10 protein-coding genes and 1 pseudogene are annotated in these 12222 nt (G+C 69.5%); 3 read left to right on the top strand and 8 right to left on the bottom strand.

Features of this window, described 5'->3' with window-relative positions:
* Positions 1–238: 238 nt before the first annotated feature.
* The gene (locus ACWELQ_RS14455) at positions 239–2626 is read right to left on the bottom strand and encodes a glycerol-3-phosphate 1-O-acyltransferase (RefSeq protein ID WP_452397503.1); all 2388 of its coding nucleotides are present in this window, start codon (positions 2624–2626) and stop codon (positions 239–241) included.
* A gap of 163 nt (positions 2627–2789) precedes the next feature.
* On the opposite strand from ACWELQ_RS14455, the gene ACWELQ_RS14460 reads away from it, so the two are divergent.
* On the top strand, positions 2790–4172 hold the full coding sequence (locus ACWELQ_RS14460; RefSeq protein WP_452397504.1) for a salicylate synthase: 1383 nt from the start codon (positions 2790–2792) through the stop codon (positions 4170–4172).
* 16 nt (positions 4173–4188) lie between these two features.
* Here ACWELQ_RS14460 and ACWELQ_RS14465 read toward each other — a convergent pair whose 3' ends face one another.
* Complete coding sequence (locus tag ACWELQ_RS14465) at positions 4189–5058, bottom strand: oxidoreductase (RefSeq protein ID WP_452397505.1); 870 nt, start codon at positions 5056–5058, stop codon at positions 4189–4191.
* A gap of 23 nt (positions 5059–5081) precedes the next feature.
* The gene (locus tag ACWELQ_RS14470) at positions 5082–6698 is read right to left on the bottom strand and encodes a (2,3-dihydroxybenzoyl)adenylate synthase (RefSeq protein ID WP_452397506.1); all 1617 of its coding nucleotides are present in this window, start codon (positions 6696–6698) and stop codon (positions 5082–5084) included.
* 110 nt (positions 6699–6808) lie between these two features.
* Between ACWELQ_RS14470 and ACWELQ_RS14475 the strand changes: the two are divergent.
* Positions 6809–7021 (top strand): annotated as a pseudogene (locus tag ACWELQ_RS14475) (phosphopantetheine-binding protein); the annotation flags it as partial.
* 87 nt (positions 7022–7108) lie between these two features.
* On the opposite strand, the gene ACWELQ_RS14480 reads toward ACWELQ_RS14475, so the two are convergent.
* From ACWELQ_RS14480 to ACWELQ_RS14500, 5 genes are read right to left on the bottom strand one after another with little or no spacing between them, the layout of a single operon-like run.
* Positions 7109–7678: a 6-phosphogluconolactonase gene (locus ACWELQ_RS14480; RefSeq protein WP_452397507.1), complete on the bottom strand. Its 570-nt coding sequence runs from the start codon at positions 7676–7678 to the stop codon at positions 7109–7111.
* Complete coding sequence (locus ACWELQ_RS14485; protein ID WP_452397508.1) at positions 7666–8832, bottom strand: N-acetylglucosamine-6-phosphate deacetylase; 1167 nt, start codon at positions 8830–8832, stop codon at positions 7666–7668. The genes ACWELQ_RS14480 and ACWELQ_RS14485 overlap by 13 nt, the downstream gene beginning before the upstream one ends.
* Positions 8829–10544 (bottom strand): phosphoenolpyruvate--protein phosphotransferase, encoded by a 1716-nt coding sequence (ptsP, locus tag ACWELQ_RS14490; RefSeq protein ID WP_452397509.1) that lies wholly within the window; start codon positions 10542–10544, stop codon positions 8829–8831. The genes ACWELQ_RS14485 and ptsP overlap by 4 nt, the downstream gene beginning before the upstream one ends.
* Positions 10474–10737, bottom strand: a complete 264-nt coding sequence (locus ACWELQ_RS14495) for an HPr family phosphocarrier protein (RefSeq protein WP_452397510.1) — start codon at positions 10735–10737, stop codon at positions 10474–10476. Before ACWELQ_RS14495 ends, ptsP begins: the two co-directional genes overlap by 71 nt.
* A complete protein-coding gene (locus ACWELQ_RS14500) occupies positions 10734–11969 on the bottom strand; it encodes a PTS transporter subunit EIIC (protein WP_452397511.1) in 1236 nt (411 codons plus the stop codon). The genes ACWELQ_RS14495 and ACWELQ_RS14500 overlap by 4 nt, the downstream gene beginning before the upstream one ends.
* 122 nt (positions 11970–12091) lie before the next feature.
* Between ACWELQ_RS14500 and ACWELQ_RS14505 the strand changes: the two genes are divergently transcribed.
* Positions 12092–12222 (top strand): PTS transporter subunit EIIB (locus ACWELQ_RS14505; protein ID WP_452397514.1); only part of this gene is annotated, 131 nt, incomplete at its 3' end.

Consider the following 12222-nt stretch of genomic DNA (forward strand, 5'->3'; position numbering starts at 1 on the left):
CGGGGGGGGGGGCGGGGCCGCCGCCGGGGGGGGGGGGGCGGGGGTGGCGGCTACCACCCCCCCCCCCCGCCCCCCCCACAGACCACCACCGCCGCGCCCGGGGGCCCCGGCGGCCCCCCCCCCACGGCCGCCAGCGCCTCATCGAGTTCCATGGCGCCGACGGGCCGCTGGGTGACGCCGACGCCGGGCCGGAGCGGCAGCGCGGGGCGGCCCGCCGCGGTTCCCCGGACCCGGTGTGTCACAGCGCTTCCAGCCGGTTGGAGGGGTCGAGGGTGGCGGCGCGCGAGATGCGCGCGCCGATGGCCCGCAGTTCGGCGGCGAAGCGGGCGCGACGGGCGGCCAGGTCCGCGGGATCCTCGGCGGGCGTGAGCAATCCGTGGTTGTCGGCGAGTTTGACCGCGCTGCCGAACAATTCGGAGGACACCGACTCCGGGCTGTGCAGGCGCTGTTGCAGCAGCATCTGTTTGCCGACGTGCAAGCATTCGTCGATGAACGCCTTACGGTCGACCTCGAGCACCGGGTCGCGGGCGGCGAGCCGTTCGGCCACCACCAGTTGCGCGTCGAAGAACGAGCGCAGCACCCGGTGCGCCATCATGAACCCGGATTCGGCCAGCTTGGCCAGGATTTCGGAGCCGACGGTGCCAGCCGCGGTGCGGCGGTGCCATTCCGGGTCGACCAGCAGCATCTCGGTGGTGAGCTGACTGGTGAACTCGGCGCGTTCGGGGAAGAAGAACTCGAACTTGAGCAGGTCCCGCAGCCGGTAGGCGGCCTCCCATCCGGTGCGCAGCTGATCGCCCTCGGGCGCTTCGACGGCGCTGAGGATGGCCAGTTCGAGGATGGCGCGGTTGACGAACCAGTGCACGGCGCTGTTGCGGTAGAACGCCGCCTCCAGGTGCGCCCCGGCATTGATGGCGTACACCGGTTCCAGGCCACCGCGATAGACGGTCACCACCTTCGCGATGGCCAGCTGTTCGAGCACCACCGCCAGCCGGTGATCCTCACGCAGCGTGGCGATCTCGCCGTGCGGCAGATTCCGGTTCTCGACGTAGCCGAGCACCGGCTCGATGGCGGTGCGCAGTTCGCGCCGGGTGAGGGCGCGTTCGTGCACACCCAGCAGGACCAGGGCGGTGAGCGCGTTGACGGTGACGGGCGTGACGTCGTTGATGCCGACCGCGACCTCGAAGGCGAGTTGCTGCACGGCGCGATGCTCGAGCGCGGCCAGCTGCTCGAGCTCGGAGCTGTCGTCGGCGGCCGGAATCGGGTGCGCCGTCAGCGGATCGCCGTGCACGGCCAGCCGGTCGCGTGCCGAGAGCGGGGTCCCGAAGCGGACATACACGTGCCCGGCGGAGTGCTGCTGGTTGCGTACGTAGCGGGCCAGCCAGGCCAGGCCCTCGGCCTGCTTGCGGCCGCCGGTCTGCTCGTCGGCGATGGCCCCGATCTCGTTGAGCCGTTCGTAGGTGATGGAGACGGGCACCAGCATGACGTCGTCGATGCGTTTCGAACGCAGCGCGGCGGCAAGGTAATTCAGCAGCCCGTAGCGGGGCGGGCGGAGCTTGCCGGTGCGGGTGCGCCCGCCCTCGAAGTACCACTCCAGGTTGAAGCGTTTGGCCAGCAGGTAGGCGAAGTACTCCTCGACGACGGCCTTGTACACCTCGTCGTCGCCGAAACTGCGGCGGATGAACACGGTTCCGGTGCGGCGTGCGATCGGCCCGATCGGCCAGAATTTGAGATTGGCCCCGCCGACCACGTGGTTGGGCGGGAAGTCGTTGCGCGCCAGGATGTCCCCGAGTACGAAGGCGTCCACGTAGGAGCGGTGCGAGGGCAGGAAGACCAGCGGGTAGCGGCGGTTGAGGGTGCGCAGCCGGTCCAGCCCGGTGAGGTCGGAGTCGACCTTCCAGGTGGAGGCGTGCACGGGCCGCATGGCCTGGGTGAACAGGTCCGACACCAGCCGCGACTGGGCGGCGACGAGTTCCCGCAGCCCCTTCTCCGCGCGCCGGTACACCTCGCGCGACGCGAGGCCGGTCGCCTCGGCGATGGCGTCGAGCCGGCGCAGGAATTCCGGCGAGTCGAGGATCTCCTCGACCACGAGTCGCGGCACCTTGTACCGGTCGCCGATCACGGCGCGTTCGGCGCGCTCGAGGGCGACGATGCCCGCGCGCACGATGGCCCGCCCGAAAGTGTCGGGGGCGGCGGCGGATCCGGGATTGTTGGCGCGCAGCTCGCTGAGCCGGGCGGGCTGTCCGGTCAGCACCAGGTGCCGGTCGGGGGCCTTGCTGAGCAGCCTGCGCTGCAGGAGCCGGTGGGGTTTGCGCGGGTTGGTGAGGGTGACCAGATCGCTGAAGGTGGTGCGGCGCACGCCGTCTCGTTCCGGCGGCAGCCACAGCACGCGGACCGGCACCACCAGCGGGTCGTCGCTGCGCCCGACGAGCCGGTCGGTGACGGCGACGGGGTCGAGGTCGATCTGGGTGACGGGTGCGGTGGTGCCGAACTCCTGGGTGATGCCGCCCTCGGCCAGCCAGTGCCCGACGAGTTCGCGTTCCACGGGTGAGGCGGCGTCGACGAGTGCGACCACGGAATGCGGAGCGGTGAGCGCGGCCTCGGGGAGCCGGCTGTCATGATCGAGCATCTTCGTTACCTCCGCATGAGCCGCTGATCTCCATTGAATCCCAAACGGGAGCGGCGGGTTGGGAGGTCGCGCAATTCGCCGGTCGGGGGCGGGGTTTCGGCGGGCCGAAGGGTTGCCGCGTGATCGAGGTCGCGATCCGGCCCTCCCCACATCGAGGAAGGTAATGCTAACCTCACTCAACAACTTAGGTAAGCATAACCTTGGAGGTCTGGTGTCGGTCGCTGACGAACGGGTACGGGTCGCGGGGGAGCAGCGGTGGGGCGAACACGTCACCGATCCGGTCGCGGCGGTCTCCGCGCTGGCGGCGGCGGATCGCTTCGGTGAGTACGTGGTCTACGAACGGCCCGGGGTCTGGGTGTTCGCGGCCGACCCGATCGGCGGGGTCGAGCTCGACGCCGACGAGCTGCGGGTCAGCTGGGACGGCCGCACCACCGCGGGCCCGTGGACCGGCAGCCCCGCGCAGGCCGTCGACGGGGCGCTGGCCGGACTGCCGGTGGGCGACCGGAACGCCTACGGCTGGATCGGATTCGAGTTCTGCGCCTGGTCGCTGGGCGCGACCGAGCATGTGCACCCGCGGGCGACGCTGGCGCATTTGATGATTCCGCGCATCGAGGTGCGCATCGACGCGTCCGGCGTCCGGGTATCGGGCGCCACGCCCGCCGAGACCGGCGACATCCACGCGTTGATCGCGGCCGCCCAGCAGACCGCCCCGGCAGCGGCGCATCCGGTGGACGTCACCGTGGATCCCACCGGGTACCGGGATCGGGTCGCCACCGGTGTCGCCGAGATCGGGGCGGGCAAGTATCAGAAGGTGATCCTGTCGCGGAAGGTGGAACTGCCCTTCGCGGTGAACATTCCGGCCACCTACCGGCTCGGGCGCATGCACAACACGCCCGCGCGCTCGTTCCTGTTGCGCCTCGGCGGGCTGGAAGCGGCGGGCTTCAGCCCCGAACTGGTGGCCGCCGTGGACGACGACCGCGTGGTCACCACCGAACCGCTGGCGGGCACCCGGGCCTTCGGGCGCGGCGACGAGGTCGATACCGCGGCCCGCGCCGAGCTGGTCCGGGATCCGAAAGAGATTGTCGAGCACGCCATTTCCGTGCAGACCTCCTTCTCGGAGATCGCCGCCGTCGCCGAGCCGGACACCACCGCGGTCTCCGACTTCATGGCCGTACGCGAGCGCGGCAGCGTGCAGCACCTGGCCTCCACGGTGCGCGGTCGCCTGGCAGCGGACCGCAGTCCGTGGGACGCGCTCGAGATGCTGTTCCCCTCCGTCACCGCCTCGGGCATTCCGAAGGCGGCGGGCGTGGACGCCGTCTTCCGTCTCGACCATGACCCTAGGGGACTGTATTCCGGTGCGGTGGTGACGGTTTCGCCCGACGGCGCGTTGGAGGCGACTCTCGTGCTACGCGCGGTCTATCAGAACGGTGCCGGTGCGTGGCTGCGTGCCGGAGCGGGCGTGGTCGGCCAGTCGCGGCCGGAACGCGAATTCGAGGAGACCTGCGAAAAGCTGGGCAGCGTGGCGCCTTACGTCGTGCGCGCCTGAGAAACTCGGCGCGGGGTCAGACGCGGAACTCCACGCCGGTCAACCGCTCGGACAGCTCCCACAGCTGCCGGGCGGTTTTCTCGTCGTGGGAGGCGGCGTTCGAGCTCACCCGGGTCGGGTGGCCGCGCCAGTTGAACCGGTCCGGACCGTAGTAGCCGCCGGGTTCGACCTCGGCGGTGGCGGCGTACAGGGTGGGCAGCGCGCCCATCTCGGCGCTCTGCGCGATCAGGCGGTTGCCGAGGCCGACGATCTGCTCCAGCACGTTCTGGGTCTCGCCGCTGATCTCGGTGGCCGCGTAGCCCGGATGCGCGGCCACCGCCAGCTTCTCCGAGCCGGAGACCGTCAGCCGCCGCTGGAGTTCGTAGGTGAACAGCAGCATGGCCAGTTTGGATTGGGCGTACGCGCCGAACCGCGAGTAGGCGCGCCGCTCCCAGTTCAGGTCCTCGAGATCGATGCGCCCGATGAAGTGGGTGATGCTGGAGGTGTTCACCACGCGCTGCGAAATCCGGTCCAGCAGTAGGCCGGTCAGGGCGAAGTGGCCGAGATAGTTGGTGCCGATCTGCAATTCGAAGCCGTCGGCGGTGGCCCGCTTGGGCACCGCCATGACGCCCGCGTTGTTGACCAGCACATCGGCCCGTTCGACGGTGTCGGCGAAGGCGCGCACCGAGGCCAGATCGGCCAGGTCCAGCGCGCGGATGTGCACGTCCCCGGGCATGGTGCGAGCCACCGCCTGCGCCTTGATCTCATTGCGGCAGGCCATGATCACCTGCGCCCCGGCCGCGGCGAGGGCCCGCGCGGTGGCCTCGCCCAGGCCGCTGGTGGCGCCGGTGACGATGACGATCCGGCCCGTCTGATCCGGAATGTTCGCTGTGTTCCACCCGCCCATAGATGAACTCTATGACGCGGGGCTCAGATGCGCGCGGCGAGGGCCTTCTTGTCGATCTTGCCCACGGCCGTGACCGGCAGGAAGTCGGCCTGCCGCAGCACATCCGGCAGCTTGTAGGTGGCCAGGCCGCGCGCGGTCAGGAAGGCTTTGATGTCCGGCAGCGAGGGGAGCGCGCCGACGGTCACGAGCACCACGCCGACCTTCTCGCCCAGTGCCGGGTCGGGTAGGCCGACGGCGGCGGCGTGCCGCACACCCGGGTAGGCGAGCAGGTGTTCCTCGAGTTCGTCGCAGGAGATGTTCTCGCCGCCGCGATTGATCACGTCCTTGATGCGGCCCGAGACGATCAGGTGACCGCTGGGCAGGCGGCGGACCAGATCGCCGCTGCGATAGAAGCCGTCGGGGGTGAAGGCGCGCGCATTGTGTTCGGGGGCACGGTAATAGCCGCGCAGCGTGTAGGGGCCGCGGGTGAGCAGTTCGCCCTCCTCGCCGTCCGGGACGTCGTGACCGTCCTCGTCGACCACCCGGACCTCGTCGGCGGGGGACAGGGGGCGGCCCTGGGTGGTGCAGACGAGATCGTCGGAGTCCTCGGCGCGGGTGTAGTTGAGCAGGCCCTCCGCCATGCCGAACACCTGCTGCAATCGCACGCCCAGGGCGGGCGCGACCTCGCGGGCATTCACCTCCGCCAGTTTCGCGCCGCCGACCTGCAACAGGCGCAGCGAGGACAGGTCGGCGTCCTCCCATTCCACGGCCGCGCACCACAATTGGGCCAGCGGCGGCACCACCGCGGTGACGGTGACGCGGTGCCGCGCGATGGCGGCGAAGGCGCTCTCCGGGCTGGGATCGGTCACGAAGGCCATCGCGCCGCCGGTGGCGACGGTGCCCAGGACGCCGGGGCAGGCCAGCGGGAAGTTGTGGGCGACAGGGAGTGTCGCGAGGTAGACGTCGTCGGGGCCGAGCTCGCAGACCTCGGCGCTGGCCTTCGCGTTGTAGGTGTAGTCGTCGTGGGTGCGGGCGATCAGCTTGGGCAGACCGGTGGTGCCGCCGGAGACCAGCATGAGCGCGATATCGGTGGCGTCGACGGTCGGAAGGGAATCGCCGTCGGCGGGAATCGAATTCAGGTCGGTGAAAGGTCCGGGGTCGCCGAGGATGAGCACGTGCCGCAGGGTCGGCACCCGGTCGCGCACCTCGGCGGCGAGGGTGCGGTAGTCGAAGTCGCCCAGGCGGTCGGCGGCCACGTAGGCGACCGCGCCGGAAAGCCTTGTCAGATGCTCGATCTCGGCACGGCGGTGGGCGGGCAGGGTGAGGACGGGGATGATTCCGGCGCGTAGCAGTCCGAACAGCATCGGGATGAATTCGGCGACATTGGGGAGCTGCACCACCACGCGGTCGCCCGGCCGGATGCCGACGTTCAGGAAGCCGTGGGCCATTCGGTCGGCCGCCCGGTCGAGTTCGGCGTAGGTGGTCGTGGTGTCGCCGAGCAGGGCGGGGCGGGTGGGCCACTGCTGGGCCGCGTCGCGCAGAAGTTCGCCCAGTGGACGGCCCGCCCAGTAACCTGCGGCCCGGTACTGCTCGGCGAGGTCGGCGGGGAACGGGACGAAGCCGTCCCGGTGGTCCGCGGCGGCGGTTGAGTTCGATGTCACAGCTCTGACCTCTTGCTACTTAGGGTGGCCTTGCAAAGGTTAGGCAACCCTATCTCAATCGGTTACGCTGCTGTCCAAGCACATTCCTCGAACAAGGAGTACCAGCGGAAATGGAGTCACCCCAGAGGTCTTCGGCGCCCATCGCCCGGGACGAGATCCGCGCCGCCATCGCCGGTCACCTCACCCTCGACCCGTCCGCCATCGGCGACCACGACGACCTCATCCAGCTCGGCTTGGACTCCATCCGCACCATGAAACTCGCCGGCGCCTGGCGCAAACGCGGCCTGCCCGTGAACTTCGCCCAACTCGCCGCCGAACCCACCCTCGCCGCCTGGCACCGCCTCCTCGGCGGGGAGGACGATCCCGCCCCGGCCGCCGGACATCGCTCGGACAAGGCGTACCGCGATGCCCTAGCGGGGGCGAATCACGACTCCACGCAAGATGATTCGGCTCACGCGGACGCGAACCGTCGCGACGTCGGCGCGAGCGGAACGGCGGTCGCCGGGCCCGGTCAGCGTCTTGACCCGGGTCCGCGAACGCAGCGAGGAGCCGGGCTCGTTGAATCCGATGTGGCCGTTGGCTCCGATGCCCAGAATCTGCACCGACACCGGGCCGTTGGCGGCGATCCGCTGCTCGTAATCGGCTGCGGCGGCGGGGATGTCGGCGGCATTGCCGTCGGGGCTGTTGACGTTCGCGTCGTCGAAGTCGACATGCGAGGTGAACTCGTCGCGAATGAACTGCCGATAGGACTGCGGGTGCCCGGGCGGCAGCCCGATGTACTCGTCGAGCAGAAACGCCTGCACCGCGGCGAAACTCAAGCCCTCCTCGCGGTGCTGGCGGATCAGCTCCCGGTAGGCGCCGAGCGGCGAGGACCCCGTGGCCAGTCCAATAGCGCGCGCACCCCGGCGCACATGGTCGGCCATGATGCGTCCGGCCAGCACACCCGCCTCGGCCGCGGTATCGGTGATCACGAGTTCCATTGCACTCCATCCTTGAAAACGTCGACAGGGTTCAGGTTGTGGTCGGTGACCAGCACGTCGGCGCGCATGCCGGGATGCAGCGCGCCGATCTCGTCGGCCATGCCCAGCAGGCGGGCGGGGGTGGCGCAGGCGGCGGTGGCGGCGGCGGTGAGCTCGACGCCCGCGTCGAACACGGTGCGGCGCAGCACCTGTGCGGCGGTGGCGGTGCCACCGGCGATCGGGCCTTCCCCGTTCGGGTCGTAGATGCGCGAGATACCGTCGGCCACCACGACGTCCAGGCTACCGAGCTGGTAGCGGCCGTCGGGTTGACCGGCGGCGGCCATGGCGTCGGTGATCAGCGCCAGATTGTCCGGGCCGATGGTGTCGAAGACCATGCGCACGGTGCCGTCGGCCAGGTGCACGCCGTCGCCGATCACCTCGGCCACCACGTCGCCACGTCCGGCGGCCGCCATGGCGGCGGTGAGGAAGTTGGCGTCGCGGTGCGCGAGTTCGGGCATGGCGTTGAACAGGTGGGTGATCGACACCCGCCAGCCGCGGCGCATGGCGTGGACGGACTTGTCGTAGTCGGCGACGGTGTGTCCCAGGGAGAGAATCACATTCGCGTCGGCGAGCACATCCGCCAAGGCATCGAAGTTCTCGGTTTCCGGGGCGATGGTCATCGACACGACGCGTCCGCCCGCGTAGTCGAGCAGACGCTCCAGCAGAGCCGGGTCGCCGGGCAGGATGCGTTGCGGGTCGTGGGCTCCGCGCCGGTGCTCGCTGATGAACGGGCCCTCGAGGTGGATGCCCGCCAGCAGACCGTCGTCGATGGCCTTGCCCAGGACGTCGATGCGATCGCGCAGTTCGGCCTCGGTGGCCGAGACCAGGGAGGCGACGAGGGTGGTGGTGCCTTGCGAGCGATGGTAATTCGCGGCGATCGCCACCCCGTCGGCGTCGGTTTCGGGGAAGCCGAATCCGCCGCCGCCGTGGCAGTGCACATCGATGAGGCCGGGCAGGATGATCGGCGGTCGGCCGGTCAGCTCGGGCAGCTCACCGCCGAATCCCGTTGCGGGGCCGACATAGTCCAGTCGCGGGCCGGAGAAGGAGACCACCCCGTCGGCGAGTTCGCCCGCCTCGGTGAGGGTGACGACCCGGCCGCGCAGGGTGGTCGTCACTTATCTCGCCCCAATGCTTGCCGAGCGGCCCGCAGGGCATCGTCGGCGGTCCGCGCCGCCAGCACCGCCGCCGCGGCCGCCTGGCACTGCGCCAGGGTGACTTCGGCGAGTTGCGCACGCACCCCGGCGATCGAGCGAGGCGCCATCGACAACGTCTCGACGCCGAGACCGACCAGCACACAGGCGAATTCGGGGTTGGACGCGGATTCCCCGCACACCCCCACCTTCACGCCGTGCCTGGTCGCCCCCGACACCACCATGGCGATGGCCGCCGCGAGCGCGGGCTGCCACGGATTGTGCAGCGCCGCCAGGGTGGAGGACATGCGATCCGCGCCGAACAGGTACTGCGACAGATCGTTGGTGCCGATGGAGAAGAAGTCCACCTCCGCGCCGAGTTGTTCGGAACGCAGTGCGGCGGCGGGGATTTCGACCATGACGCCGCGGGTGGCGAGCCCGGCGGCGGTGGCGCGGGCGGCGAAATAGCTCGCTTCCTCGGCGGTGGCGACCATCGGGGCCATGACCTTGACCGGTGTCCCGGACTCCTTGGCCGCGGCCTCGATCGCCGTGAGCTGGTCGAGCAGCGCCCCCTCATCGACGCTGCTCAACCGCAGGCCGCGCACTCCCAGCGCCGGATTCTCTTCCTCCGGCAGATTCAGGAACGGCAGCGGCTTGTCGGATCCGGCGTCCAGGGTGCGGACCGTGACGGGACGCTCGCCCATCACCCGGAAGATCTCGGCGTACTGGGCCGTCTGCTCGGCCACCGTGGGCGCGGATTGCCGGTCCAGGAACAGGAATTCGGTCCGGAACAGGCCGACGCCCTCGGCCCCGAGTTCGACCGCGAGCTGCGCGTCGGCCACCGAACCCACATTCGCCAGCAGCGGCACGGCATGACCGTCGGCGGTGCGGCCGGGACCGGTCGGCACGTCGGCTTGGCGGGCGCGGATCGCGAGCACCTCCTCGCGACGCGCGGCGGTGGGTTCGAGCTCGACCACGCCCGCCGTGCCGTCGAGGACGACCTCGGTGTTCTCGGCGATCTGCACCGCGTCCGGGGCGGCCACCACGGCCGGAATGCCCAGGGCCTTGGCCAGAATCGCGGTGTGCGAGGTCGGCCCGCCCGCCACGGTGAGCAGGCCCAGCACCTTCTGCGGGTCCAGCGTGGCGGTGTCGGCCGGTGCCAGATCATGCGCGGCGAGCACGAAAGGCGTGGCACTGTCCGGGATTCCGGGCGGCTCCACCCCCAGCAGTTCGGCCACCACGCGCTGTCCGACGTCCTTCAGGTCGGTGGCGCGTTCGGCCATCATGCCTCCAAGGGCGGCCAGCTGCGCACCGAAATGCGCGACCGCCTCGGTGACCGCGTGCGCGGTCGGCGTCCCACCGCGGATCTCGGCGCGCACCTGATCCAGCAGCGCCGGATCGGCGGCCAGCGCCGAGGTCATGAACAGAATGTCCGCCGCCGGGCCCTTGGCATCGAGCGCCTGGGCCGAGTAGCGGGCGGCGACCGTCTCGAAAGCGGCCTGCGCACGAGCGATTTCGGCCTCGACGTCACTCCCGGGGGCGTCGGTGCGGCTGGTGACCGGCGCGGGCGCCAGCCACTTCACCGCACCGACCGCGATCCCGGGAGCGGCGGCGACACCGCGCACCTCACGCGTCAAGATCGGTCTCCAGCATCGCGACCAGCTTGTCCAGGGCCGCGTCGGCCCCGTCCTCGGCATGCAGGGTGACGGTGTCGCCCTGCTTGGCGCCGAGGGTCATCACCTGCAGCAGGCTGTTGGCGGCGATCGGATCCTTACCCTCGACCGAGATCTTCACCGGCACACCGGCTTCCCCGGCGGCCTTGGCGAACAACGCGGCGGGGCGGGCGTGCAACCCGGTCTTGGACGCAACGACGGCGGTGCGAGTGATCATGCGGCGACATTCTCCTTTTCGGTTTCCGCCTCATCGTCCTCGCGGCCCGGAGTCTTCAGGTTCCAGCGCTTGATGATGAAGCTGAACGTGACGTAGTACAGGGCGGCGTAGCCGAGGCCGATCGGGATGAGAAGCAGCGGATGCGTCGCCTTGCCGAAGTTGAGTAGGTAGTCGATGGCGCCTGCGGAGAAGGTGAATCCGTCGTGGATACCGAGCGCATTGGTGAGCGCCAGCGACGAGCCCGTGAAAATCGCGTGGATCAGCAGCAGCGGCCAAGCCACGAAGATGAACGAGAACTCCAGCGGCTCGGTGATACCGGTCAGGAACGCGGTCAGACCGGTCGACAGCATGATACCGCCGATCATCTTGCGGTTCTCCGGCTTGGCATGCCGCCAGATGGCCAGGGCCGCGGCGGGCAGGCCGAACATCATGATCGGGAAGAAGCCGGTCATGAAGGTGCCGGCATGCGGGTCACCGTGCAGGAACATGGCGATGTCACCGTGGTAGGTCTGACCACCGGTCGTGTAGTCGCCGAGCACGAACCAGACCACCGAGTTGATGATGTGGTGCAGACCCAGCGGCAACAGCATCCGGTTGGCAAACCCGAAGATGCCGCCGCCGACGACCGAGTTGTCGGCGACGAAATTACCCAGGGACGTCAGTCCGGAGTTGAAGGCCGGATAGATGAACGACATGACCACACCGATGACCACGGCCGCACAGGCGGTCAGGATCGGCACCAGGCGGCGACCCGAGAAGAAGCCGAGGTAGTCCGGCAACTGGGTGCGGTGGAACCGCTGCCACAGGTACGCGGCGGTCAGACCGATCACGATGCCGCCGAGGACACCGAAATTCACCAGTGCCTGAGCGCCTTTCGCATCGACCTTGCCTTCCAGCACGACCGGCGACATGGCCTTGAGCACGCCGTTGAAGGCGAGGTAGCCGACCACCGCCGCGAGCGCGGTGGAGCCGTCGGCCTTCTTGGCCCAGCCGATGGCGATGCCGACGGCGAAGAGTAGGGGCAGGTTGTCGATGAGCGCGCCGCCGGCGGCGGCGAGCACGTCAGCGACGGTCTTGAGTGCCGACCAGCGGCCGAGCATGTCGTCCTGTCCCAGTCGCAGCAACAGTCCGGCAGCGGGTAGCGTGGCGATCGGCAGCATCAAGCTGCGGCCGAGCTTCTGCAGTCCCGATAGATCGAGCTTCTTGCGAGAGCTCTCGACGGCATCGGCCATGGTGGTCCTCAGTCTGTGAATGGAGTCACGCGAACTGTTCAGCGTCAGTTACCGTGACTGGTTATAACCAGACATATACTGGTTATAACCAGTTTTGTCTACTCGACACGCTCGGAGGAAATATGTCGAAAGCGGATCAAATCGTCGCCGGTCTGGGTGGCCTCGACAACATCATCGAGGTGGAGGGCTGTATCACCCGCCTACGCTGCGAAATCAAGGACGTCGCCAAGGTCGACGAGAAGGCCCTCAAGGC

This window comes from Nocardia sp. NPDC004722 (genome assembly GCF_053601505.1).